23 protein-coding genes are annotated in these 24,201 nt (G+C 41.3%); 13 read left to right on the forward strand and 10 right to left on the reverse strand.

Annotated features, from left to right (window positions below; translation table 11 throughout):
- The first annotated feature begins 42 nt into the window (after positions 1–42).
- From UYK_RS0110880 to UYK_RS0110890, 3 genes are all read left to right on the forward strand, one after another.
- On the forward strand, positions 43–1,068 hold the full coding sequence (locus UYK_RS0110880) for an ABC transporter permease (RefSeq protein WP_009459479.1): 1,026 nt from the start codon (positions 43–45) through the stop codon (positions 1,066–1,068).
- Positions 1,069–1,776: 708 nt separating this feature from the next.
- The gene (locus UYK_RS0110885; RefSeq protein WP_009459477.1) at positions 1,777–3,036 is read left to right on the forward strand and encodes a glycosyltransferase family 2 protein; all 1,260 of its coding nucleotides are present in this window, start codon (positions 1,777–1,779) and stop codon (positions 3,034–3,036) included.
- A 141-nt stretch (positions 3,037–3,177) separates the two neighbouring features.
- Positions 3,178–4,029 (forward strand): class I SAM-dependent methyltransferase, encoded by an 852-nt coding sequence (locus tag UYK_RS0110890; protein ID WP_009459476.1) that lies wholly within the window; start codon positions 3,178–3,180, stop codon positions 4,027–4,029.
- Between the two features lie 51 nt (positions 4,030–4,080).
- On the opposite strand, the gene UYK_RS0110895 is transcribed toward UYK_RS0110890, so the two are convergent.
- A complete protein-coding gene (locus UYK_RS0110895) occupies positions 4,081–5,523 on the reverse strand; it encodes a deoxyribodipyrimidine photo-lyase, 8-HDF type (protein ID WP_009459473.1) in 1,443 nt (480 codons plus the stop codon).
- Between the two features lie 181 nt (positions 5,524–5,704).
- On the opposite strand from UYK_RS0110895, the gene UYK_RS0110900 reads away from it, so the two are divergent.
- Together UYK_RS0110900 and UYK_RS0110905 are read left to right on the forward strand one after the other, a co-directional pair.
- Positions 5,705–6,193 (forward strand): YbjN domain-containing protein, encoded by a 489-nt coding sequence (locus UYK_RS0110900; RefSeq protein WP_009459471.1) that lies wholly within the window; start codon positions 5,705–5,707, stop codon positions 6,191–6,193.
- 27 nt (positions 6,194–6,220) lie between these two features.
- Positions 6,221–6,958 (forward strand): lipoate--protein ligase family protein, encoded by a 738-nt coding sequence (locus tag UYK_RS0110905; protein WP_009459458.1) that lies wholly within the window; start codon positions 6,221–6,223, stop codon positions 6,956–6,958.
- A gap of 3 nt (positions 6,959–6,961) precedes the next feature.
- On the opposite strand, the gene UYK_RS0110910 is transcribed toward UYK_RS0110905, so the two are convergent.
- Positions 6,962–7,303, reverse strand: a complete 342-nt coding sequence (locus tag UYK_RS0110910) for a hypothetical protein (RefSeq protein WP_009459457.1) — start codon at positions 7,301–7,303, stop codon at positions 6,962–6,964.
- 105 nt (positions 7,304–7,408) lie between these two features.
- Between UYK_RS0110910 and UYK_RS26970 the strand changes: the two genes are divergently transcribed.
- On the forward strand, positions 7,409–7,627 hold the full coding sequence (locus UYK_RS26970) for a hypothetical protein (protein ID WP_208431875.1): 219 nt from the start codon (positions 7,409–7,411) through the stop codon (positions 7,625–7,627).
- 60 nt (positions 7,628–7,687) lie between these two features.
- Here UYK_RS26970 and UYK_RS0110915 read toward each other — a convergent pair whose 3' ends face one another.
- The gene (locus UYK_RS0110915) at positions 7,688–8,956 is read right to left on the reverse strand and encodes a tetratricopeptide repeat protein (protein WP_009459456.1); all 1,269 of its coding nucleotides are present in this window, start codon (positions 8,954–8,956) and stop codon (positions 7,688–7,690) included.
- A 21-nt stretch (positions 8,957–8,977) separates the two neighbouring features.
- Between UYK_RS0110915 and sfsA the strand changes: the two genes are divergently transcribed.
- Complete coding sequence (gene sfsA, locus UYK_RS0110920; RefSeq protein WP_009459455.1) at positions 8,978–9,838, forward strand: DNA/RNA nuclease SfsA; 861 nt, start codon at positions 8,978–8,980, stop codon at positions 9,836–9,838.
- 198 nt (positions 9,839–10,036) lie between these two features.
- Here sfsA and UYK_RS0110925 read toward each other — a convergent pair whose 3' ends face one another.
- Positions 10,037–11,533, reverse strand: coding sequence for an aldehyde dehydrogenase family protein (locus UYK_RS0110925; RefSeq protein ID WP_009459454.1), 1,497 nt, complete (start codon positions 11,531–11,533; stop codon positions 10,037–10,039).
- 601 nt (positions 11,534–12,134) lie between these two features.
- Between UYK_RS0110925 and UYK_RS0110930 the strand changes: the two genes are divergently transcribed.
- A complete protein-coding gene (locus UYK_RS0110930) occupies positions 12,135–12,581 on the forward strand; it encodes a hypothetical protein (RefSeq protein WP_016871399.1) in 447 nt (148 codons plus the stop codon).
- Between the two features lie 284 nt (positions 12,582–12,865).
- On the opposite strand, the gene UYK_RS0110935 is transcribed toward UYK_RS0110930, so the two are convergent.
- Positions 12,866–13,261 (reverse strand): RidA family protein, encoded by a 396-nt coding sequence (locus tag UYK_RS0110935; protein ID WP_009459452.1) that lies wholly within the window; start codon positions 13,259–13,261, stop codon positions 12,866–12,868.
- A 112-nt stretch (positions 13,262–13,373) separates the two neighbouring features.
- Entirely contained in the window at positions 13,374–13,799 is a 426-nt protein-coding gene (locus UYK_RS0110940; protein ID WP_009459450.1) for an NUDIX domain-containing protein, read from the reverse strand.
- A 108-nt stretch (positions 13,800–13,907) separates the two neighbouring features.
- On the opposite strand from UYK_RS0110940, the gene malQ reads away from it, so the two are divergent.
- Positions 13,908–15,413, forward strand: coding sequence for a 4-alpha-glucanotransferase (gene malQ / locus UYK_RS0110945; protein WP_009459448.1), 1,506 nt, complete (start codon positions 13,908–13,910; stop codon positions 15,411–15,413).
- Between the two features lie 238 nt (positions 15,414–15,651).
- Positions 15,652–16,821, forward strand: a complete 1,170-nt coding sequence (locus UYK_RS0110950) for a homocysteine biosynthesis protein (RefSeq protein ID WP_009459447.1) — start codon at positions 15,652–15,654, stop codon at positions 16,819–16,821.
- Between the two features lie 73 nt (positions 16,822–16,894).
- On the opposite strand, the gene UYK_RS0110955 is transcribed toward UYK_RS0110950, so the two are convergent.
- On the reverse strand, positions 16,895–17,941 hold the full coding sequence (locus UYK_RS0110955) for a hypothetical protein (protein ID WP_026086437.1): 1,047 nt from the start codon (positions 17,939–17,941) through the stop codon (positions 16,895–16,897).
- Positions 17,942–18,314: 373 nt separating this feature from the next.
- On the opposite strand from UYK_RS0110955, the gene UYK_RS0110960 reads away from it, so the two are divergent.
- The gene (locus tag UYK_RS0110960) at positions 18,315–19,175 is read left to right on the forward strand and encodes a tetratricopeptide repeat protein (RefSeq protein WP_009459442.1); all 861 of its coding nucleotides are present in this window, start codon (positions 18,315–18,317) and stop codon (positions 19,173–19,175) included.
- A gap of 63 nt (positions 19,176–19,238) precedes the next feature.
- On the opposite strand, the gene UYK_RS0110965 is transcribed toward UYK_RS0110960, so the two are convergent.
- Entirely contained in the window at positions 19,239–19,859 is a 621-nt protein-coding gene (locus UYK_RS0110965; RefSeq protein ID WP_009459440.1) for a TMEM165/GDT1 family protein, read from the reverse strand.
- A gap of 410 nt (positions 19,860–20,269) precedes the next feature.
- Between UYK_RS0110965 and UYK_RS0110970 the strand changes: the two genes are divergently transcribed.
- Positions 20,270–20,743, forward strand: coding sequence for a CRR6 family NdhI maturation factor (locus tag UYK_RS0110970; protein WP_016871401.1), 474 nt, complete (start codon positions 20,270–20,272; stop codon positions 20,741–20,743).
- A 99-nt stretch (positions 20,744–20,842) separates the two neighbouring features.
- Here UYK_RS0110970 and UYK_RS0110975 read toward each other — a convergent pair whose 3' ends face one another.
- Both UYK_RS0110975 and UYK_RS0110980 read right to left on the reverse strand, forming a co-directional pair.
- Entirely contained in the window at positions 20,843–21,607 is a 765-nt protein-coding gene (locus tag UYK_RS0110975; RefSeq protein ID WP_009459436.1) for a hypothetical protein, read from the reverse strand.
- Positions 21,608–22,360: 753 nt separating this feature from the next.
- Positions 22,361–23,320 (reverse strand): glycosyltransferase family 9 protein, encoded by a 960-nt coding sequence (locus UYK_RS0110980; protein WP_009459435.1) that lies wholly within the window; start codon positions 23,318–23,320, stop codon positions 22,361–22,363.
- A 156-nt stretch (positions 23,321–23,476) separates the two neighbouring features.
- Here UYK_RS0110980 and ispD point away from each other — a divergent pair, with 156 nt between their 5' ends.
- Positions 23,477–24,166 carry a 2-C-methyl-D-erythritol 4-phosphate cytidylyltransferase gene (gene ispD, locus UYK_RS0110985; protein ID WP_009459434.1) on the forward strand — a complete coding sequence of 230 codons (690 nt, stop codon included), beginning with the start codon at positions 23,477–23,479 and terminating at the stop codon, positions 24,164–24,166.
- The last annotated feature ends 35 nt before the right edge of the window (positions 24,167–24,201 follow it).

A 24,201-nucleotide genomic window follows, 5' to 3' on the forward strand; every position in this document is an offset into this window, starting at 1 on the left:
TTACCCATTACCCATTACCCATTACCCATTACCAAAATTATTATGTCCCGTTCCAAAGCATTAACATATTACATCACAGCCCGTTTATTGTTGGCTCCGCTTCAGTTATTAACGATCATTACTATCGTATTTCTTTTACTAAGAGCAACACCTGGAGATCCTGTTGATGCAATTTTGGGTGCGCGGGCTCCAGAAAGTGCTAAGGAAGAAATGCGAAAACAGCTAGGTTTAAATTTACCTTTGTGGTTACAGTACTTCAAGTACATAGGCGACTTACTGCGCTTCGATATGGGTAAATCTATTTCTAGTCGCGGACAACAAGTTTGGGATATTATTTGGCAATATTTTCCAGCGACAGCAGAATTAGCAATATATAGTATTGCGATCGCTTTAATTGTTGGGATTGCAGTTGGTGTGATTTCTGCTTCCCGTCCTGGTACAGCTTTGGATTTAGGAGGAAGATTATTTGGAATTATTACCTATGCACTGCCAATATTTTGGGCAGGAATGATATTACAATTAATTTTTGCTGTTCAGTTCGATTTATTACCTTTAGGAACCCGCTACCCTGCAACTATTTCTGCACCGGATACTATTACCGGATTGTATAGCATAGATAGTCTTTTAAAAGGTAATTTCACGCAATTCTTGACTGCTGTACAATATCTCATTCTTCCTTGTTTTACCTTGGGAATTTTGCTGAGTGGCATTTTTGAGCGTATTGTACGTGTAAATTTAAAGCAAACGATGAAAGCAGATTATGTAGAAGCCGCCAGAGCAAGAGGTATTCCTGAGAAGACAATTTTATTTTCTCATGCTTTTAAAAATGCTTTGATCCCAGTTATTACTGTCTTGGGATTAACTTTTGCTTCTCTATTAGGTGGAGCAATTTTGACAGAAGTAACTTTTTCTTGGCCAGGTTTAGCAAATAGATTATATCAAGGAATTTCAGAGCGAGATTACCCTGTAGTCCAAGGAATCATGGTATTTTTTGGAGCAATAGTTGTGGGTGCAAGCATTTTAATTGACATTTTAAATGCCTACGTAGATCCACGCATTCGATATTAGTTTGTCTTTATTGCAATCAAAAGCCAGCGGCTTTTCTTCCACTGGCAAATATAAAGCAAAAGGTGAAAGCGTATTATGCTTATTTTTTTGAAAATTTAAGCATAATGAACTAAAGTCGAGCATTACAGGAAATGACTATTTTGTCAATTGAGATGCAACTTTCATACAACACCATGCAACATAGTTGTGACCTATCAATATTCGTTTATTTTGACACTTATTTTTGATTTTATTCAGGGATTACAATTTTGTTGCATATGAGTTGCAGTTTAGTATCTCATTGGCATAAAATGCGTATCAATACAAGTTAGAAGAAAGAAACTTGAAAAATGTAATAAATTAGTTTTTTTGAAGCTTGTATAAGCAATTTATTTTTTGGTTCAAAAGCTTGGGATAGTTTAAATATTTTAGACCTAATAAATACTAATTTTGTGTAGACAATTATTCATTTATTTTTGATAGGTTATGCTGATTTTGCTTAATGATGCAGATTGCAAGAGTGAGGCGAAATTGCTGCACTGATAAACAATTGAAGCAAGAGAAAGATTGTTATTGCGTCAACTTTTTGTCCTTTGCATTGTCACTTATCCTAGCAGAATTAATGCTTTGAAATCACTGTGTCAATAAAGTAATCAAGGCTAAATACGAGGATTTTTTATTTTTCTGCTGAAAGCGATTAAAGAATTTTAATGAGTTTGAGGTAAACCAATGAACGAGTTAGCGATCGCTATTTTTGGAGTTTTGGTAGTTTTTGTGGTTCTTCAGACATTTTATGTACTGGCTTTTATATCATCATTCTACTTGCCAAGCTTGAAAACTATCAAAGACGAGTTGTTACCTAAAGCGGCAGTTATCCTTTCCTTACGAGGTGCCGATCCATTCTTAAGCGATTGTGTGCGTGCCTTGCTCCACCAAAACTATCCACAATACAACTTGCACATCATCGTTGATAGTCAGCAAGATCCAGCCTGGAATATAGTTAACAAAACGATCCAGCAAGAGAGAGCAACACATGTTCAAGTCAGCCCTTTAATTACTCGGCACAACACTTGTAGTCTCAAAGGCAGTGCATTGGTGCAAGCTATCGATGTACTAGACGATTCTTATGAAGTAGTGGCTTTTATAGATGCTGATGTCATCGCCCATCCGAACTGGCTGCGTGAACTAGTTGTACCCCTAATAGATGAGCGGGTAGGAGCCACTACAGGAAATCGTTGGTATATGCCGCAAACTGGACAGTGGGGTTCGCTGGTTCGATATCTATGGAACACAGTAGCCGTGGTTTTTATGTGTATCCACCAAGCCCCTTGGGGAGGCTCAATGGCAATGAGGCTTTCTGTTTTGCAGCGAGCGCGCCTGTTGGAGATATGGAAACAAAGCGTTTCCGTCGATGTCCCCATCCATAAAGCGTTACAAGCAATGAACTTAAAAGTAAAATTTGTACCCACAGTTATAATGCCCAATCGCGAGGAATGCAATTTAGCTCGATGCTTGTGCTTTATTACACGCCAATTACTAGTTGCACGGCTATACAATCCTCAGTGGCCACTCATTGTCACGCAAGTATTCACGTCCACATTAGCTATTGTACTGACAATAGCGTTACTACTGATTGCGTTAATTAACAGCAATATGGGTACTGCAATTGGGATAACAGGTGGGCTCATCTGCTACATCTTAGCAATGGCTGTGCAACTAGTATTGGTGGAGCATGTTGTGCGGCGAGTGGTTCGGGCGCGGGGTGAATCGATGACACGATTTTCAGCCCAAATGATGGCAAAAACTCTGGTGGCAATTCCATTGACACAGTTAGTTTATGCAGTCACGGTGGTATCGGCGATATTGATGCGAAAAGTAGAATGGCGCGGCATTATGTATCAGATCAAAGGGCCTTGGAACATTCGATTAATTGAATACCGACCTTATCAACTTTCAAGCCAGTCAGTTGGCAGTAATGCTTCACTTTAACAAAATTTAGACAACTCTAAAACTCACCTTACTAACCTGAGTTGCTCTACTTGTAGGCTCTGCAATTTAAATCTTTATCAAATCCCGCTTTAATCACTCAATGCTAAAACTTCAGTTCACTAATTTAACAAAAATCTAATCATGAATTCGACAACTATCAACTTAGGTACTATTCAAGAGACCCTGCTGATTACACTATGGGCACGGGCGGTTGAGATGAAGCAACTCGATCCCATCCTAACTGATCCAAAAGCTGCCGAACTCTTGACTCAAATTGACTATGACTTCCAGAAATTCTTCCAGGAGAAAAGCTCTCAAACTGCGGTGTGTATTCGAGGCAAAGCATTTGACAAGATAGTTAGCGAGTTTCTGCAAAAGTATCCCCAAACTCCTGTTGTAGAAATTGGCGCGGGTTTAAATACCCGATTTGAGCGATTAGATAATGGCAGCCTGCGCTGGTTTGATTTAGATTTACCAGATGCAATGACAGTAAGAAAAAGCTTTTTTGAGGAAAGCGATCGCCGTCAGTTCATCTCAGCTTCAGTGTTGGAAACAGGGTGGATAGAGTCAGTCAAAGCTTCAACAGATGGGCCAATCTTGTTCATTGCCGAAGGAGTGCTACTTTTTTTTTCTGAGCAACAGGTCAAGACTCTGTTTGCTACATTAGCAGAACAATTTCCGGGTTCTTGGATTGTGTTTGATGCAATTTCCCGACTCTTGCTAGCAGTTCGACACAGATTTGATGCAGTCAAACATACGAGTGCTAAATTCCAGTGGGGAATTTGGAACATTCAGGAAATAGAGACTTGGGACTCTAGATATCAGTTGTGTCGATCACTATATATTCCAGGAGACTTTAACCAATACTTGACGAGATTTCCCTGGATGGAATATGTATTGATGAAGCTATTTCCTGGCTTCCAACGTATGTCTGGAGTTCATCTAGTTAAATTAAGCTCAAAGAACAAAGGCAAAGGGCAGTCCCAAGCATGAAAAAAACTCACAAGAGATACCCCTCTCCAAACCCACGGAGAGGGGTGTCCTTTATCCTAAAGGCTGAACTTTTTGCTGTTGATAACGTTCTTTAAACATCTTTTGCTGTAGTTTATGATCCACAATTGGAGCAGGATAACCAACAGCCTGACGTTCTAAAGGTGTAATTTTACCAGTAACTAAATACTCGGTATCAAACGAACGCAACTCAGGAACCCATTGCCGAATATATTCAGCTTCTGGATCAAACTTTTGTGCTTGACTGGCGGGGTTAAAAATACGTACTGGTTTGGGATCCATACCACTAGAAGCACTCCATTGCCAACCACCATTATTTGCAGATAAATCACCATCAATTAGTTTCTGCATGAAGTATCTTTCCCCCATTTGGGGATTAATGAGCAAATCTTTAGTCAAGAAACTGGCAACAATCATCCGACAACGATTGTGCATCCAGCCAATTTCATTCATCTGACGCATTGCTGCATCAACGATAGGATAACCAGTTTTACCCTCACACCAAGCTTGGAAATGTTCGTGGTTAATCTCCCAAGGAAAATTTTTGAAGGCGTCGCGGTAAGCACCCGCTGCTAATTCGGGAAAATTGTACATAGCGTGTTGATAAAATTCCCGCCATGCTAATTCTTGTTGCCAAGTACGGATATTGCTTTGTGTTTCTTCGCTGCGACTGTTTTCCCAGACTTGTTGTGTAGCTTGCCAAACTCTGCGAATGCCGATCGCACCAAATTTTAATGCTGCACTCAAGCGAGATGTACCGTCAACTGCTGGGAAATTTCGCTGTTCTTGATATTCGTTAATCGCGCGATCGCAAAATTCTTCTAAGCGTTCTTGTGCTGCTTGTTCTCCTGGGGCAATAATTAATTCTCCATCCCAGACAAATCCTAAATCTTTAGCTGAGGGTAGTGCAATAACTCCAGCACTTTTAGCAATTTCTTTTTCTTTTTCTGTTAAACCCTCAGCATTTTCTAGAGTTGCTACTGGTTCTGCCTTTGGTTTGCTAATCCAATTTTTCCAAAAGGGTGTGTAAACAGTGTAGGGTTGATTGGAACCAGTGCGAATATCTTCTGGTGCGTGCAATACTTGATCCCAGTTATTTTCCAGGAACTCAATACCTTTTTCTTTGAGTGCAGATATTATAGTGCGATCGCGTTCTTGAGAATAGGGTTCTACATCCCAATTCCAGAATACAGCCTTTGCACCTAATGCCACCGCCAGTGCTGGAATTGCTTGTGTCGGATGAGCGTGGAGTATCAATAACTGGCTACCAGCTTGTGCATATCGTTTTTGTAGTGCTTGCAAACAACCAATCATATAAGTCACTCGCACAGGGGCGACATCATCCCGTTCCAGAATATTTGGATCAAGGCAAAATACACCGACAACTTTTGCACTACGTTGTCGTGCGGTGGCAAGCCCGGTATTATCAGAAATGCGTAAATCGCGACGATGCCAAAACAGAATTAAGTCAGACATTCACTCATCTAAATAGTTCGCCTGTACTAGATTAGACCTAATAGTGCTAATTAGCATCAGTCTGCGGAAAAATTCTGCTGTTTGTGGAAGGGGAGGGTTAGGGTGGGGTAAATTTTCCACCTCTGTGCTGCCAAGGTATAAAGTAGGGGTGGGTGATTCATAAACTTGAGGAAAAATCTGTATGGCAACTTACCAACCAAATCCGGAAGCGATCGCAACTGAAGAACTGATCAATGAATTGGTCACAGATACCGCAACGATCAACCATGTAGAAGTAATTGAAAACGTGATTGATTCGCTGGAACAAAATGACAGTGCTATGGTTAGCCAGTCTCCAGAGGGTAATTATCTCTGGAAATTTACTTATGGCAGTGTAGAAGTTTTTGTCCAGCTTACTGGGACAACAGATGAGGATACGATCACAGTGTGGTCTCCCGTACTAAAGCTACCTGCTAAAGATGAACCTAAACTAATGCGGCAATTATTGGAAATGAACTGCTCTAGTACTTTTGAGTCTCGTTTTGGCATTATTGAAAATCAAGTAGTTGTACTGGCTACGCGCACATTAGCAGAGTTGTCTGCTAGCGAAGTCTCACGCCTGATCACTGTTGTGGCAACAATCGCCGATACTAACGACGAAACTTTACACTCAGAATTTAGTATAGCTTAAGTAATTATATGGGGATTTGCTGTATAAATGCATAACAAGCAGATTTGGCGACTAATTCCTTTACTAGAAGCCAGTGGCAATATGCAGATGGCTATTGATCATTGGTTATTAGAAAAGCACTTATCGGGACAGCATCCCCCTTCTTTGCGATTTTATACATGGTCGCCAGTCGCTATTTCCCTTGGCTATCATCAACACAAGTATCCTCAACATTGGCAGAATTTAACTTGGCAAGGTCAAAAAGTAGATTTGGTAAGGCGTCCCACTGGCGGACGGGCAGTTTTGCACCAAGGTGATTTAACTTACGCTGTCGTCACATCTGGACTCAGTGGTAATCGCATTGAAGCGTACCAAAAAATTTGTGAGTTTTTAATTCAAGGATGGCGTCAGCTTGGCATAGATTTACACTACGGTAGCGCTGGTCGGGGTTACATCCACAACCCAAACTGTTTCGGTACTACTACTGGTGCAGATTTAATCACAAAAGATGGTTATAAACTCATTGGTAGCGCCCAGTTACGACGTGGTAAGGCTATCTTGCAACATGGTTCAATGCGTTTGCAACCAGATGTAGAATTATTTGCCGAAGTATTTGGCAGTGAGTCATTTAGTTGTCTGCAAATTCCGCAAAATTTGAGCATGGAAAAGATTATTGCAGTTTTGCTCACTACTGCTAGTGATTGCTTTGATATGCAGTTTTCTGTGCAACCACTTTCTGAAGATGAATGGCAAGCCATTTTGGCGCTAAGTCAACCAACAGAATAATTCCTATTCAAGCTTATTCCATATCCTTTCTAACATTTCAATTTGCTTTTTCCTTTCAATACCAATCTGTTCCTCAGTATTAGAGATCATCTTTTGTTGATTTTTCAAGTTTTCAAATTCTTTGAGGATCTGAGTCATTTGCTGTTCACGCTGCTTTTTATACCTATTGGACTGATATTTTCCTAAAATAAAACCCAAGATTAAAGAACTAATGAAAACTACTGCAAACAAGCCGATATTGTCATTTGTTTGCTTAACAGAGGTTCCTTGATTAGGCTTTTCTGTTGCAGAAGGGACTGTAACAGAAACAGCTTGTATATTTTTAGCGGCTTTTGCAATCAGCATAATTACAGCATTATTTTCAGTTATCAGTTATCAGTTTGCAAATTCTATTACTTACTGTTAACTGTTCTACTCACCTCTTAATTTTAGGCGTTGCTGAATCAAAATATGAATTTACGGCGTTGCAGAGAAAGCGGGATGATTTTATTTTCTCTTTTAATTGAAAAACTCAATTGTTGGCGTTCTTGGCATCTACCCTACGGGAAGCCGCTTGAGCGCGTCTATGGCGGTTCATTACACCCTGCGGGAAGCCGCTACGCGTCTACATCCCCATTTTATGCAACGCCGAATTTACAATTTACGGGTGTGACCAGACGTAGCAAATAGTTGTAGTGAGCCAAAGTACTAAAGTTTGAGTGTTGGGATTAGCAACCTCAGTTCAATGATTCAACCGCGATCGCGTTCCAAATCATCAATCACTTTTTCCATGTACCATTCTTCTGACATTCCAGGATAGTATCTCTTGGCTTGATCAATTAACCTCTGGGCTATTTCCCAATATCCTCCGACCAGTCTCAATAAGCGTTGCCGTAGCATGTTATACTGAGTTTGCTTAGATTCAATGCTTGGAGACTGGATTTTTTTGAGACTTTCAACGACGTGTTCGTAATTTTTCCAGTCTTCTTTTTCACAAAATATACTTGCTGCTTGCTGATAATCTGCTATGGCACGTTGCATTTCTTCCATGTGGGCATAAGCAAGACCGCGATTGTAATAGGCTTGAGGATCATCAGGGTTAATTTGTAGAGCTTTAGTATAGTCAGTTACCGCACTGACATAATTACCCATTGCTCGGTAAACATTACCTCTGGCAATATAAAGCAGGGCATCCTCAGGTTTTATTTGCAGTGCTTGGTTAAAATCTGTGATCGCTCCTTGATGATCTCCTAGCTGAAAACGCGTCCTTCCTCGGTTGCGATAGACAATCGCATCTTGAAAATTGAGTTGTAGCGCTTGGTTAAAATCTGCGATCGCTTCACGATAGTTTCCCTGTTTATAACGTACCACCCCACGACAGCAATAAGCTTGTGCATCTTGCGGATCGACTTGCAACACCCAGTTTAAATCTTCTAAAGCTTGGCGAGTATCCCCCTTTTCTGCCTTTTCCAACAACTGAGTGAAATATTCCTGTGGCGACATAATCGGTTTAGTTGGGGTAGGGCGTTGCTGAACCACAGTCAGATTTTGTTTAGGTTGCAGTTGTTTAATTTTTTCCAAACACAGACGACAGTTATCTTTATCCTTTTGCTGTAGATATAAATCCGCAGCTAACTTAAAGTTAGCGATCGCATCATGGACACGGCCCATTTTGCGGTATATAATCCCCCGTAAATTATAAGCCGCAGCATGATTGCGATTGAGACGAATAACCTGGTTCGCATCTGCAAGCGCCCCCGGGAAATTTTTCAGCGCCACTCTTGCCAAAGCGCGACAATAATAAGCCTCAACACTTTCAGTATTTAGTTGTAGAGCTTCCGTATAATCAGAAACAGCCAAGAGAATTTCGCCAGAATCATAGTATGCTAAACCCCGTTGGCAGAAAGCATCAGCAAAGTGAGGGTTGATCTCAATAGCACGAGTAAATTCCGCGATCGCTCCAGCATAATCTTTTTGCTTTGCTCTAGCCAATCCCCTATTGTAAAAATCATCATTCATATAACTACTAACTACTAGCTAATGACTACCGACTACCTTTACTATTACCCAACTTTATACCCTGGTATTTTACTCAGACGCTATAAACGCTTTTTTGCTGATATTGAACTTGCTTCTGGAGAGGTAGTGACAGCACATTGTCCAAATACAGGACCAATGACAGGAGTGTGTATCCCTGGTAATGCAGTGCAGCTTTCTAAAAGTGAGAATCCTAACCGTAAATTAGCCTACACCTGGGAATTAATTCAAGTGCATGATAATGAACCAACTTGGGTAGGCGTTAATACAAGTTTGCCTAATCGCGTTATTAAATTAGCATTAGAAAAAAATCTTTTCCCCCAGTTGGGTAAATATAGTCAAATTCGTGGTGAAGTCATCTACGGACAAGATAAAAAAAGCCGAGTAGATTTTTTTCTATCTGCAACCGCAACAGTAACCCAACAAGCAAATTCATTACTAATCGACGTAGATAAAACAATTTTATCTGAAGCATCATCACGAGAAGACAGTAAATTGCTAATCACAGATTATCATCGTCCGATTTATTTAGAAGTAAAAAACACTACTTGGGCCCAGGACAAACTCGCCCTATTTCCCGACACAGAAACAACAAGAGGACAAAAACATCTGCGAGAATTAATGGCACTCCTTCCCCAAAATCGGGCAGTGATGCTTTACTTCATTAATCGGGGAGATTGTGAAGATTTTGCCCCTGGTGATAGCGCCGATCCAGTATATGGAAAATTGTTACGGCAAGCAATATCCTTAGGTTTAGAAGTTCTACCTTGTCGTTTTGAAATCTCACCTATAGGTATCCGCTATTTAGGTTTAGCGAAACTTAAATTATCTTTTACGTCGAACTCACCTAACATTAAGATCTAAAAGAATACCAATAATCTATCTGTGATCATCTGTGTGCATCGGTGTACCCTGCACCGATGCCCTCCGCGTACTCTACCTTGAAGCCGATGAGCGCGTCTACGATTTAAAAAAATTTTTGTCACAGTTTTAACTCATATCAAACATTAATACTAATGGTTATAAAACAACTACACCCCCACACCCATTTTCAAGTCAGTACTATTTCCGATTGTCAATCTGTGCTCTTTGCAAGCTACCAGAAAAATCTACATAAACTGTCTTCCATTCTGTGAAAACATCCAAGGTGGTAGTTCCGGCTTCTCGGTGTCCGTTACCTGTTTGTTTGACGCCGCCAAAGGGCAAATGTACCTCTGCACCGATGGTAGGGCCATTGATGTAGGTGATTCCCGCTTCGATATCGCGCATGGCTGTAAAGGCACGGTTGATATCACGGGTATAAATTGAGGAAGAAAGACCGTATTTGGTGTTGTTGAGGATTGATATCGCCTCCTCAAAGCTATTAACTTTTATTAATGCTACTACTGGCCCAAATATTTCTTCTTGAGCAACTCGCATTTGCGGCGTTACTTCGTCAAGGATTGTTGGTTGAAAGAAGTAGCCGTTTTCTAGTTCCCCTTCTGTTGCTATTTTTCCACCTATTAATACCTTTGCTCCTTCTGCACGAGCAATATCTAGATATTGGCTGATTCGTTGCAGTTGTCTTTCGTTGATGATTGGTCCGACTTGTGTGTTTGGATCACTACCAGCACCCAGACGTAATTTGCTGGTACGCTCTTTGAGCATAGCAGTAAATTTTTCTTTGATGTCTTGATGCAGAATCAGACGACTAGTAGCAGTGCAGCGTTGACCGGCTGTACCAAATGCTCCCCAAACTGCGCCATCTAGGGCTAGTTCTAAGTCTGCATCTTCCATGACTATTTGAGCATTCTTACCACCCATTTCTAGACAGACGCGTTTGTGAGTCTGTCCACAGATGGAACCAACCTCTGCACCTGTTTCAGAAGAACCTGTAAAAGACACCAAATCTACATGAGGATGAGCAACTAGAGCTTTTCCAACCTCTTCACCCACGCCATGTACTAGGTTCATGACTCCTGGTGGTAAACCTGCCTCGGCAAAAATTTCCACTAGTTTTGTAGCACAGGCGGGGGTATCTTCTGCTGGTTTAAAAATAACAGTGTTACCGCAGACTAAAGCTGGCATGGCTTTCCAGCAGGGAATAGCGATAGGAAAGTTCCAGGGAGTAATGAGGGCGCAGACTCCGATGGGCATCCGTACTGTCATAGCGAATTTGTTGGGCATTTCTGATGGTGTGGTTTGTCCAAACAAGCGTCGCCCTTCGGCTGCGCTATAAAAAGCACAGTCAATACCTTCTTGTACATCTCCCCGTGCTTCTGCTATGGGTTTACCCATTTCCCGACAGATTAACTGTGCCAGTTCTTCTTTGTACTTACTTAAAAGTTCCCCGACTTTAAAAACATATTCTGCTCTGGCTGGGGCGGGAACTAACCGCCAAATTTGGTAAGCTTGACGGGCAGCAACCACTGCTGCTTCTACGTCAGTGCCAGTAGAACGGGGAAAAGTAGCAATGACTTCACGCTTGTTAGCAGGATTGCGGCTTTCTAAAGTAGCTCCCGCAACAGCGGTTAGCCATTGACCATTAATATAATTACGACAAGTTTGTGGAGTGCTCATTCGATTTTGGATTCTGGATTTTAGATTAGTTCTACAGATGAATCTGGGAGGTTTTACCCTTTTCTATACCCCCACGGGCAATTGCCCACAACGAGGAGATGAAAAATTAACGTAGACTTAGACTTGCACCTACTTTTTCGTCCGCTAAGAAATTTATTTCTTGGCTCAAAGCTCAAGTAATATCAAGTTCAGCTAATTGCTTACAATATAATGCTTCGGTGTTGGTCATTGGTTTTTCCCATTACCCTTCGGGTTCGCTACTTTGCCATCCCGGCATAAGCAAAGACGGCAAGTAGTCTCACCGATTACCCATTACCTATTACCAGCCCACGGGACAGTATAAGTATTTAAGGGAACATGATGATAGGTTTGCTGTTAAGTTAATCCCCAATACCCATTTTCAAGATAGTCATTCACGCTCCTGTTTTGGCATAAACCTTGCTATGAAAATTCTTACCCCCTTTTGCCCTCTGCCATCTGCCTTCTTTTCAAGACGACTTTACAAGAGATTCTACTGAAAGCGCGAAGATTACGGACGTAGTTATGGACAATCAGTTTCTATAATTAATAAAACGAAAGGGAGAAATCCACGAGGCAATAAATGAAACTCAAAAATCTGTCACTGATAGTCACAGCAGCAGCAGCCCTCAGTTTTACAGTCATGCCCCAGCGCTCTGTGCAAGCAGAAAGCGCTCCAAAAGTTCCATTACAACTTGCACAAGCAAACCAACAACTACAACCACCCCGTATACAATTATCACAGCAACAACAACAAAAGATAGCTCAAATTCGTGCTAACGCTCGTAATAGTATTGAGAAGGTGCTTACACAGAAGCAGCGTGATCAAATCAAGACTGCGATGCAATCAGGTCAGCCTCCTCAACAAGCTTTTGCTGCATTAGATTTTACCCCACAACAAAAAACCCAATTGCAGCAAATTTTGGTGTCTTCACAACAGCAAATGGAAGCTGTTTTAACTCCCCAACAAAAGAAACAACTAGACCAATATCGGGAGAATGTAAGACGCCAGCAGCAACAACAAAGGTAGTAACTGAGACTATTTCTTAAGCAATTGTTAGCTGTTTGTTTTTCTATAGCCCGCTTGTGCGGGCTTTGTTTTTATGCTTGTCTTTGCCTGTTACCATCTTTAATTGCATCATTATTAGCTTGGTCATACCACTAAAAACTGTAGCAAAATCTGCGGCTAACGCATTACGTGTGAGGTGGGGACAGTATCGTTCAATTATCAGTAATTAGTTGGCAGTGAGCGAATTTTACACTCACTGTTAAGTGTTAAATCTTAAGTGTTCACTGATTCTGAAGCATCAATAACTAACTACTAACCACCGCTATACAATCAATCTCTACCAACACATCCTTAGGTAAACGTGATACCTGTACACAGGCCCGTGCTGGTGCTGTCGCCTCATCAAAATACTTTGCATAGACGGCATTCACCGCCGCAAAATCATTCATATCAGTTAAAAATACAGTTGTTCTCACCACATCAGCAAAACTAGTCCCTCCAGCTAATAAAATCGCTTCTAAATTAGCCATTACCTGCTCGGTTTGTTTTTTGACATCTCCTTCACCGACAATAGCACCAGTATTTGGATCAAGTGCAATCTGTCCAGCCACAAATATCATCTTTCCAGCAGCAGCGATCGCCTGATTATACGGGCCTACTGGTGCTGGTGCTTTCTCTGTACGAATAATCTCTCTACTCATAATTCTTCTGTTGATAGTTGGTTGTTGATAGTTGGTTGTTAGTAGTTATTTAATACTTACTCCTCACACCCCTCATACTCCCCATCACCCCATTGCCCCATCTCCCCAATCCCTACCTCGGACGTATCCTATAATGCCGATACTGCCAATAATCTCGCAAAATTATATCGTGATCAAAACACAAATTCTCCGGTACACGCCAAGATTCAAAAATTTCTATGCCTTTGGCATCATCTCCCGCCTTTGGTTCTCCTTTTGCCGTTGCTAAAAACACTATACTGATCGTGTGTTTGCGGCGATCGCGTGCCGGATCAGAATAAACATGAAATTGCTCAATCAACTCTACCTCTAAACCAGTTTCTTCCAAGGCTTCACGCCGTGCTGCTGTTTCCACAGTTTCCCCATAATCAACAAAACCACCAGGTATGGCCCAGCCTAATGGCGGATTATGTCTCTCAATTAACACTATTGGTCGATGAGGTCGGTCAAGCAATTCGATGATGATATCAACAGTCGGAACAGGGTTTTGATAACTCATAAAACATCAATTGTGACAGCAAATCTGGTCTTCCAGATAACTGAAAGTCAACAACTGTTCCATGCTAAATTCAGTGGATATCTTTGCTCTCTATAGTTCAGGATATTTATGCCTTTTCCTAGATCCAGTGGTATTTTGCTACATCCAACCAGTTTTCCCGGTCGCTATGGTATCGGAGATTTGGGTTTGGAGGCGTATAAGTTCGTAGATTTTTTGGCTCGCAGTGGGCAGCAATTGTGGCAAATATTACCCTTGGGGCCTACGGGCTTTGGCAATTCACCTTATATGTGTTTTTCTGCTATGGCAGGCAATCCCCTGCTGATTAGTCCGGATGTATTAAAAGATCAAGGCTTGTTAAGTGAAGATGATCTGCGCGATATTCCAGATTTTCCGTTGGATCATATAGACTTTGAGCAAGTGATTGCTTGGAAAATACCTGTGTTACGGAAAGCTTGTGAAAACTTTAAACACAAGGCTAGTCCAATACAGCAGAAAGAGTTTGAGGGTTTTTGTCGGGGTAAAGCAAATTGGCTAGAAGACTACACCCTGTTTATGGCCTTGCTTGATACGCAAGGAACAACAACCTGGACTGAGTGGCCTGAAGAGCTGCGCAAGCGCAAACCAGAGGTACTAGAACATTGGCGTCTGCAATTGACAGACGAGATATTTTTCCATAAATTTCTACAGTTCGAGTTTTTTCGACAGTGGTCTGAGCTTAAACTCTACGCTAACGAACAAAATATTCAGATTATTGGCGATATTCCCATTTACGTTGCCCATAATAGTGCAGATGTCTGGGCCCATCCAGAGAACTTTATGCTCGATCCCGAAACGGGAGAAGCTACTGAAGTCGCAGGGGTTCCACCAGATTATTTCTCAGCAACGGGTCAACTCTGGGGAAATCCAATTTACAACTGGAATTACTTACAATCAACTCGTTTTCATTGGTGGGTCAGACGTGTACGTGAAAACCTCGCTCATGCAGATTTAATTCGGATTGATCATTTCCGAGGTTTAGAATCTTATTGGTCGGTTCCAGCAGGAGAGGAAACGGCGATCAATGGCAAATGGGTAAAGGCACCAGGCTATGCTTTGTTTGAGACAATTCGTGAAGAGTTAGGCACCCTACCGATTATTGCTGAAGACTTAGGCTACATCGATCAGCCAGTGTTGGATCTCAGAGATCATTTTGGATTTCCAGGAATGAAGATTCTCCATTTTGCCTTTGGTAGCGATGCTAACAATGCTTACTTGCCATTTAATGTAGTTCCTAACAGCGTAATCTATACTGGAACCCACGATAACAATACAACCATTGGCTGGTATTATCAAGATGCTTCTGATTATGAACGCGATCGCGTCCAAAAATACCTTGGCTGTAATGGTCCCCACGGCATTGCCTGGGATTTCATCCGATTGGCAATGAGTTCTGTTGCCCATCAGGCAATTATTCCCCTCCAAGATGTCTTCAATTTGGGTTCTGATGCTCGCATGAATACCCCTAGTAAAGCTGATGGCAATTGGGATTGGCGCTATCGAAGTGAAGCCTTAACTGAGGAATACAGCAACCGTCTTAGGGAGATGGTTATGATTTATGGGCGTTATAAGGGGTAATACCGTTTCACTATAAGTCTGATACATTTCGCAAGCAAGGAGACAAGGAGGACAAGGAGAAGAATTTGTATCAATTATTTTGTGAATGTGAAATGGTATAAGACAAATACTGCCCTTTTGGAATCGTTTTGGTTAGTTAGGGTGGGTATAACCCACCTAATTTCAACTAGACGACGAGTCAGAGCGATCGCCATTTCTTCTCCTAGTCTCTAGTCTCTAGTCCCTAGTCTCTTTAAATATGCGAACAATTGCGGAAATTAACGAAAAAATCAGCCGCAAACGCGCGGTGGTGTTAACTGCTGAAGAATTAAAAACCAGAGTTGCAGAAGTTGGCGTGACAAAAGTTACCAAGGAGGTCGATGTAATCACTACCGGCACTTTTGAGCCAATGGAATCTAGTGGTGCAATTATTAACCTGGGACATACTGATCCGCCAATCAAAATTCGTCGCTGTTGGTTGGATGGTGTGCCAGTCTATTCAGGTTTTGGTGCTGTAGATTTATACTTGGGTGCAAGTTCTGCTGTAGAGGTGATGGAGGGGGAAGAAGTCCGAGAACGAGGCGGCGGTCATGTAATTGAAGATTTGATTGCTGGTAAACCTGTACACGTACGCGCTCAAGGACAAGTTACAGATTGTTACCCCAGGGCTACTTTTGAAACAACAATTACCCGTGACACTATTAATCAGTTTTATTTATTTAATCCGAGAAATCTTTATCAAAATTTTATTGTAGGAGTGAATGGAGGCGATCGCCCACTTTTTACTTATTTAGGTCCCCTACAGCCGCGTTTGAGTAATGCAGTGTATTCTAACCCTGGTGCTATTTCCCCTCTGTTCAACGATCCTGATCTGCAACTAGTCGGTATTGGTACACGAATTTTCTTGGGTGGGGGTATTGGCTATGTAGCATGGGAAGGAACACAGCATTTCCCCTTACAAAAACGCTTGCCCAATCGCACACCTATTGGTCCGGCTGCAACTTTAGCCTTAATTGGTGATGCCAAGCAAATGGATACTCGTTGGGTACGGGGTTGTTACTTCAAACATTATGGTCCTTCTTTAATGTTGGGTGTAGGCGTACCATTTCCCGTGTTAAATGAGGAAGTAGTAGCCAAATGTGCAGTTAGTGACAAAGACTTAGTTGCACCCATAGTAGACTTTTCCATTCCCCGGCGAGTACGCCCCACCTTTGGCTTGGTCAGTTACGCTCAACTCAAAACCGGACGCATAATCATTGAAGGCAAAACAGTACGTGTTGCGCCCGTTGTGAGCATACTCTTCTCTCGACAAGTCGCCCAAGAGTTAAAACAATGGATTCAAGCAGGTACCTTTACTCTTACCGAACCAGTCGCCCAAATCTCAATGGAACGCTCTTTTCTTCCCCAAGATCGGTGGACAGAATTTTAACAAGAGATGGGGAGATAGGGAGATGGGGTGTAATTTTCTCCCCATCTCCCCACCGCCCCACCACCCCATCTGTTTACTCCTGCGTTGGTTTCGGTCGTTTCACAGGCTTGGGAACAGAACCTTTGGGTATAGGTCTGGGAGGTGGCGATGCTGATGGAGATTCGCCCACTTTTTTAACTGGACGTGGTGAACCTTCTCCGTTTCGTCTTGGGGGATAGGGCTTTCTACCGCTGGGACGGCGGCTTCCCCCGCCTTTAGCTCCACGTTTGAACTGTGGTTTACTGCTACGTTTTCTGGGTAATTCTGCGATAAATGTCGCCTTTTCTACAACCAAAGATTCACCTTGTCGCTGGACTTGCAAGTCCCAAAACTTTCCTACTGCTTTGGTTTCTAGCTTGCCCTTGAGTTTCAATTTGAAATACTTGGGTTTATCATTTGGCTTACGGGCAGATTGCTTAATCTTGATTACCAAGTTCTCTGTGTCGTATGACTGGTAAACTATTTCGCCACGAACAGAAAAACCACCGTCTGAAATTTCTGATGATGGTGTCGGTTCTGGTGAGGTATTTTGGGGTGTTTTCTCTAAATTCTCGGGTGAATCAGGATTTGCTGTTTCCTCCTCTGATAAGGTCAACTGTTGCTGCTGTTCGGTTATGGAACTTTTAGCCAGTTTTTCTGGCTCCCATACCCCTACAATTTGAAGATGCAATTGGTCATTTTCTTGACGTGTGCGCGGATAAACAACCCACAGATGCTCTTGCTCTAAATCGAGGTGGTTTTTGACTAAACTCATGATTCGGCCAAGTAGCACGGTATCTAATTTAGTGCCATCTGGGGTCAACATTACACCTTGGGTAAATTGTTCACTGCTAGCAATGTAACGACCTCGGACTAAGCCAATCGCTCGATACTGCATCGGTTCGCTGGGAGGTGGAATCGGTTGCTGTCGATTCCCTAAGTTCCCATCATTAGCAGTTTCGCTTGGCATTACAGACGAAGTCTCACTTTGAGATGCTTCGGCTGCTACTACATCAGTAGTAGTTGCTTCTTGACTAGGTTTAGCTTCATCAGAAGCTGTGGAATTTGACGATTCAGGGGACGGCATTAAGTCGGAATTCATAAAAACTCCTTGCGGCGGAGACACATCCCATTGTGGGATTTTATTAACGCAACAGGGAAGAGCGTTTGTGCGGCTGCTCAAAGTATATTTACTTTTAAAACAACCACCATCGTTTGCCCTGTTATGATACTGAAAGACGCGATTTTTCGCATACATACTAAATGTGTAATTTAGCGTCTTTACACTAGTTTCGGAAGCATACCATAGCTACAATTTAGGCGTCTCCTCTTAAAGTCATCTCTTGCTTAAGCATCACAAATGGCTATTTGTTATAAAGTTCACAGTTTGTTAGCGGTATTCCGCAAACTTTTCCAATTTTTTAATTTTCTCAATTTGTGTAAACAATAGTTTTATTAGAGTTAAGGACGGTTTTGTGTCTCAGCCGCGTAATCGTTGGTTAGTCAAAGTAGTTTTAGTGTTGGCAGTGATAGCTTTTGTTGGGGTGTCTATGGTTCCCATCATAGCCGCATTTAATGATACGCAACAGCCCAGCTCAAATTCCGCTAGCGGCAGAGGAAATTCGTCTTCCTCAGATCAAAAAGCAAAATTGGAAGATGCAGCAAGAGGTTATGAACAAGTTTTACAGCGAGAACCGGAAAATCAAACAGCACTGCGAGGCTTGTTAGAAACTCGTTTGCAATTACTAAGTCTGGGTGCGGGTAACATTAAAGCAGTAATTGAACCTCTAGAAAAATTAGCGAAGCTCAATCCGGAACAAACTAGGTATGGCGTGCTGTTGGCACAAGCCAAACAACAAATCGGCGACAAGGAAGGTGCTGCACAGGCTTATCGCTCTATTTTGGAAACCAAGCCAGGAAATCTTGAGGCTTTGCAAGGAATGGTAGCTTTGTTGCTCAACCAAAAGCGCCCGGAAGCAGCAATTGGGTTATTACAAGATACCCTTGCTAAATCCGGTCAAGCAAATAAAATTGAACCCGGTAGTGTGGATACTGTTGCTGTGCAAGTGATGTTGGGTAATGTTTACGCTAGCCAAAAACGCTATCCTCAAGCCTTATCTTTGTATGATCAGGCAGTTAATATAGCTCCTGATGATTTTCGACCTGTTTTGGCAAAAGCGATGGTTATCAAAGAGCAAGGAAAAGCTGATGAAGCAAAACCTTTATTTGATAAAGCCGCAGCTTTAGCACCAGCTCAGTACAAAGACGAAATCAATAAAAGAAGTTCTGAGTCTGTGACTCCCACTCCTGCTGCGACGTCAGCACCAACACCCTAGATAAGAGGAAAAGACAAGGAAGACAACTCCCGTGTCCTCCCTTGTCTCCCCGTTCCCCAACTTTCACGCTCCTTCTACAGCAGCGACGATACCAAATAAAATAAATAGGAATCCGCCTGCTATGGTGAGTGTTCGTTCCGAAATTCGTCCTGCTAACATTCTTCCACCAATCACAGCGATCGCTGCACAAATGGCATGTCCTAAAATTGCACCTATTGTTACCCCCACAGGATTATTTGCTGCTGCTAGAGTAATGGTGGCAAATTGTGTGCGATCGCCCCACTCTGCCATAAATGTCAATACAAAAGCTTCTAGTAAAATTGCCCAAATACTTTTTTGATTTTTCAGTTGCTTTTCTGCCTCAGCTACTGCCGTTTTTGCTTCTTCTACAATTTCAGTATCGCAGGTTGCGGCAGACATTTTACTACCTTCATACAACAGCTTAATACCGAAGGCAATAAACAAAACAATTTCAGCATAATATATGTAAAGCTTTGGCAGCAAGGACACTGCCTGTCCAACTCCTACGGACAGTATTGTCATCGCCGCTAAAGCTGCTACAACACCCGCAAATACAAGCCGCCGCGAATGCTGCATAGACAAAATTACGGCGATAAAAAAGGTTTTATCACCTAACTCAGAAACTGTAATGAGTAATAAACCTGCGGTGAAAGCTGTTAGCACTCTCTTAAGCTCCAGACGAATCGTTTACCCGTGTGTGAAGCTCAATGAGACTAGCGAAACCTCACTGAACTTCACACTTTATTTTTTGTGTGAACTCAGTGAAGGTCTCGCTTCCAACTAGCTTATTGCTTGATTGTCATCTAAACCAGGCTCATCACCAGTATGTTGATTTAGATGGGCTGGCTAATGTTTTGCCAGCAGCTACTCCCCTTCTTTATTTATGAGTAATTATACATCTATCTCAGGTTGTAGTAAAGGAATTTTTTAATGATTGAGGATGCAGGAACACGAAGGATATGTGAGTTATCTTTCCCCCTTGTCTCCCTTCTCCTGCTAGCGTTAAACTCACAAAGCTGGTAGTCTGAATTGTCGAGGTTACTTTTGAGTCAAAGTTCTCAGATTATTTAATTATGACTATTACCATCGCTCTCAATTCTGACTCCATTAATAGCTTGGATCTATCTCCTGTAGCAACGGTAATTGAGCAATTACTGCAACAAGGGGTGATCGCATCCTATGAACAACAGTTACGCTTTGACATTAATTATTCCCAACAAGAGGACGATCCGCGAGAATTTCCAGAAATTCCAGAAGTGCGGCTGTGGTTTGTTCGCCTCGACGCCCGTTATCCTTGGTTACCATTTTTACTAGACTGGAAAACAGGAGAATTCGCTCGTTACACAGCTATGCTAGTACCGCATCAATTTAGTTCCAAAGAGGGAATTCAGTATAATCCTGAGGCTTTAGAAATCTTTTTGATGCATAAGATTTTTATTTTAAGTGACTGGCTAAAACAACACAACATACCTAGTAAATCACGTCTACAATCAATGGCTCAAATGCTAGGATATGAGCTAGACGAGAGTTTTTTAACAATGTTTTAATTACAAAGACGGGATTGCAAAACAACTTCCTGAGAGAGAGTTATTTATCAAGTAAAAAACTAAAGTTAAAAATCAAAATTGATATTGATAGAATTCAAATTAATTAATTCTACATATTAAATCTAGAGCAGCACTGAAAGCATATTCCACAGCTTTAGATTTGCTAGGTAAGGATGATTGCCATAGAAGATAATCGTTATGCTCTATAATTAAATTTGCAATTTCGCCAATTCTAATATTTTTCAATACATCATATTGACGTAATTCAAAATCAGTGATGGTGCTACCTGTTTCCAAAACTTCTCGTCCTAGTTGAATAAATTTATTTATAACTGTGTTCATATATTTTTTGCCGATATTTTCTGCAAACAGAGATGAAGAATTCAACGCCTTAAATTCTTCCAAAAGCAGATTAGCTATTGCTTTACCGGTGATATTATCCCAATCCGAAGGAAGAATAACATCTAAATATTCACTTTCATAAAATTTATATTTAAGATACTCATAAATACCTACAGCATCTTGAACTAATTTTTGACCAGCTAACAATTTTTGTAAATAATTAATACTTGTATCTATAAATTTATCTCGAAATACCTTTTCTTCACTTTCTGCACATTCGTACACTAGATAAGTCCAAATTCCTGATTGCACTTCATCAGTATTGAGTGCTTGGTAAAAAGTAATTGTTCCATCTTCTTCACACTCAAAATAAGTACTTTCTGTATCCATCAGTTTACTTTCATACTTACTTCCGCATAAGCAGAGCATTTTTCTCAAAATACCAGTAATATGATGGGGCTGGCTTTGCACTTGAATGTAACGTTTGGCACTACTAGTAAAACCATGTAATTGAATCGTCATTTGTTTTCCCTTTGAAAATTTCATGACTTTCTTGGTGGATTTTTTGCTAGTTAGCAAGATTCAAAGTCAAGCAACACAGTTAATAGTGCATTAGATGCATCCAAAAGCTAATCACACTAGGCAACTTTGGCAACTATAACCGTTAAATAGCTGGGGATTTTCTGTTTTGCTGAACTCAAGTGACAAAAACTGATAATAGAAATTGATATTTGTTCTAGTCTAAATCTTTATTGTTGATGAATGAATTTCTTTACATTTAAGATACCTCATATAGTCTCTTGATAAAAATGAACTGCTTTTAAGAGTTTTTTATTAAGCAGTTAAGCAGTTAATAACTACTCATATTTAAACTCTTATACCGTAAACTTTAAGACAATGTAAGTATTTTAAAACACTTTTATTCAAGTAATTTCACTTACAAGAATGCAAAAATAGCTAAATACATGTATTACAAAAGTCACTTTTGTAATAGTAGAGTAGGGTAGACAATATGAAACCTCCTTTTTGCTTGTAAATTTATTTCTAGAAGCAGAAAGGAGGTTCAAATCCCCACAACGATCAGGCAAAATGGGATTAATATCAAGATGTCACCCCGTCCTATTGAAATACCTCTGTCCTTATTTAAAGAGAAGAGTCAGGTTTCCTCTGGGAATTAAGGGCAAAAGGTGAAATTTTTCATCAGGACAACCCTTCAGGGAACCGCACTCTGTGCATCTACTCAAGAGTGTACTTTTGACTTTACCCCAAGCAGTACTAACCACCCCAGATTTTTTCCAAAATAGTTTTGGGCGAAATATCTGCTATTTTGCCTGTAGAGGATTTGATTGCAATAATCTTCTCGCTTTTGGGCAATAACTTCGCTGGATCTGTCGAACCAAACAAGGCAATAGTGTAAGTCTGAACAGCAACAGCAAGCTGCATAGCCGCACTATCTGTACACAACAACAAATTGGCTCCTGCAATCATTGCCGCTAACTTGCCCATATTATCTGGGGAAGTAATTTTTATGTCGGGTATGGACTGCTTGAGCTGAGCGACAAACTCTTGTTGGCCTGGTTCTTGAACTACCATCACAGGTATATCTGGTTGCTTCTGCTGGCAATCTTGGATAATGTCCAGCCAATTCTCAGCAGGATATGTCCTATCTTGACCTTGATTTGCTGGCAACTCATTCACACCATTGTGAATCAAAATATAACCAGTTTCTTTAACTCCCAACCTTAGCTGCTCTTTGTCTGCCCAATCAATATCTAATTTAGGTACATTCACAGCTAACTGTGGACAAGGGGATTTAATGCCCAACTCTTGCAGCAAAGTGTGATACACATCAGCAGCGTATTGTTCTTGCTTGAGAGGTACGGTGTTAGTGAGAAAAGCTGCTCCCTTGCCTTTGTAACCAATACGTGTGGGGATTCCAGTCAACCATAGTAAAAGACCCATTAACAAGCTTTGTGTCAAGGCAATAGCAACATCGTATTCGCGATCGCGAAGTATGCCTACTAAGTTAGCCCAATCAGCTAAGCTGTTACGGTCTTTATAATCAAACATCAGTACATCGTTCACTGACTTGCTCACCCGGTAAGCAGCCTTTGACCGGGGTTCCACAACGACATCTATCTGAGCGTCAGGATAATTACGCTTCAGGTCGTCTAGTGTCGGAAAGAATAAAATTTGGTCGCTTATTCCACCAGGGACAAGGGCTACTATTCGCATAATATTTAATGTACGCCTACTCGCTCCCTATTTTAGGGGAAGATAGGGACTAAGTAAGAATAATGAATACTGAATGCTGAATGCTGAAAATTTCATAATTTATAATTCACCATTCACAATTTATTGTTCATCATTTTTTAAAGATTAAGGGACTCTGTGCATTTATTAATTCCAGCTGCCGGAACCGGACGAAGAATGGGGAGTCATCGCAATAAACTCCTCTTACAAGTGCGATCGCAACCAATTATTGCTTGGACGCTGTTAGCTGCACAAGCATCAGATCAGATTAGTTGGATAGGAATTATCTCTCAACCCCATGATTGGCAAGACTTTAAGGAAATTATTGCTGATTTACAGTTAACTAAACCTGTGAAATTAATTAAGGGTGGTTCCAGCCGCCAAGAATCTGTTTACAATGGCTTGCTTTCCTTACCAGCTAATGCTGAACAAGTTTTGATTCATGATGGAGCTAGATGTCTAGCTACACCAGATTTACTCAACAGATGTGCTGAAGCAATTTGTCATTGTCTTGGTTTAATAGCCGCTGTGCCAGTCAAAGACACTATCAAAGTCGTAGATGAAAATGGCATAATTCAGAGTACACCAGAACGAAGCCAGCTGTGGGCAGCACAAACTCCCCAAGGTTTTGATGTTAAGCTGCTCAAAGAGTGTCACAGCCAAGGTGTAGCTCACGGTTGGGAAGTCACAGACGATGCCGCTTTGTTTGAAAAATGCGGCTATCAAGTGCAAATTGTCCAAGGAGAGGAAACAAACTTGAAGGTAACAACTCCACAAGATTTAGCGATCGCTGAATTTATCCTCAACACTAGATTTGATCAGAAGTAGGGTCGGGGATCGGGAGATGGGGAGATGGGGAGATG

Origin of the sequence: Fischerella thermalis PCC 7521 (assembly GCF_000317225.1) — a bacterium.
Lineage (GTDB): Bacteria > Cyanobacteriota > Cyanobacteriia > Cyanobacteriales > Nostocaceae > Fischerella > Fischerella thermalis.

What these genes read in the sequence shown, in the direction of transcription:
- UYK_RS0110880 (WP_009459479.1), top strand. Translation starts at nt 43, where the DNA reads ATGTCCCGTTCCAAAGCATTAACATATTACATCACAGCCCGTTTATTG.
- UYK_RS0110905 (WP_009459458.1), top strand. Translation starts at nt 6,221, where the DNA reads ATGCATAACAAGCAGATTTGGCGACTAATTCCTTTACTAGAAGCCAGT.
- UYK_RS0110975 (WP_009459436.1), bottom strand. Translation starts at nt 21,607, where the DNA reads ATGACGATTCAATTACATGGTTTTACTAGTAGTGCCAAACGTTACATT.
- UYK_RS26970 (WP_208431875.1), top strand. Translation starts at nt 7,409, where the DNA reads ATGAATTTACGGCGTTGCAGAGAAAGCGGGATGATTTTATTTTCTCTT.
- UYK_RS0110890 (WP_009459476.1), top strand. Translation starts at nt 3,178, where the DNA reads ATGAATTCGACAACTATCAACTTAGGTACTATTCAAGAGACCCTGCTG.
- UYK_RS0110915 (WP_009459456.1), bottom strand. Translation starts at nt 8,956, where the DNA reads ATGAATGATGATTTTTACAATAGGGGATTGGCTAGAGCAAAGCAAAAA.
- UYK_RS0110885 (WP_009459477.1), top strand. Translation starts at nt 1,777, where the DNA reads ATGAACGAGTTAGCGATCGCTATTTTTGGAGTTTTGGTAGTTTTTGTG.
- UYK_RS0110970 (WP_016871401.1), top strand. Translation starts at nt 20,270, where the DNA reads ATGACTATTACCATCGCTCTCAATTCTGACTCCATTAATAGCTTGGAT.
- UYK_RS0110935 (WP_009459452.1), bottom strand. Translation starts at nt 13,261, where the DNA reads ATGAGTAGAGAGATTATTCGTACAGAGAAAGCACCAGCACCAGTAGGC.
- UYK_RS0110895 (WP_009459473.1), bottom strand. Translation starts at nt 5,523, where the DNA reads ATGTCTGACTTAATTCTGTTTTGGCATCGTCGCGATTTACGCATTTCT.
- UYK_RS0110900 (WP_009459471.1), top strand. Translation starts at nt 5,705, where the DNA reads ATGGCAACTTACCAACCAAATCCGGAAGCGATCGCAACTGAAGAACTG.
- UYK_RS0110940 (WP_009459450.1), bottom strand. Translation starts at nt 13,799, where the DNA reads ATGAGTTATCAAAACCCTGTTCCGACTGTTGATATCATCATCGAATTG.
- sfsA (WP_009459455.1), top strand. Translation starts at nt 8,978, where the DNA reads ATGACTACCGACTACCTTTACTATTACCCAACTTTATACCCTGGTATT.
- UYK_RS0110950 (WP_009459447.1), top strand. Translation starts at nt 15,652, where the DNA reads ATGCGAACAATTGCGGAAATTAACGAAAAAATCAGCCGCAAACGCGCG.
- UYK_RS0110980 (WP_009459435.1), bottom strand. Translation starts at nt 23,320, where the DNA reads ATGCGAATAGTAGCCCTTGTCCCTGGTGGAATAAGCGACCAAATTTTA.
- UYK_RS0110955 (WP_026086437.1), bottom strand. Translation starts at nt 17,941, where the DNA reads ATGAATTCCGACTTAATGCCGTCCCCTGAATCGTCAAATTCCACAGCT.
- UYK_RS0110930 (WP_016871399.1), top strand. Translation starts at nt 12,135, where the DNA reads ATGAAACTCAAAAATCTGTCACTGATAGTCACAGCAGCAGCAGCCCTC.
- malQ (WP_009459448.1), top strand. Translation starts at nt 13,908, where the DNA reads ATGCCTTTTCCTAGATCCAGTGGTATTTTGCTACATCCAACCAGTTTT.
- UYK_RS0110910 (WP_009459457.1), bottom strand. Translation starts at nt 7,303, where the DNA reads ATGCTGATTGCAAAAGCCGCTAAAAATATACAAGCTGTTTCTGTTACA.
- UYK_RS0110925 (WP_009459454.1), bottom strand. Translation starts at nt 11,533, where the DNA reads ATGAGCACTCCACAAACTTGTCGTAATTATATTAATGGTCAATGGCTA.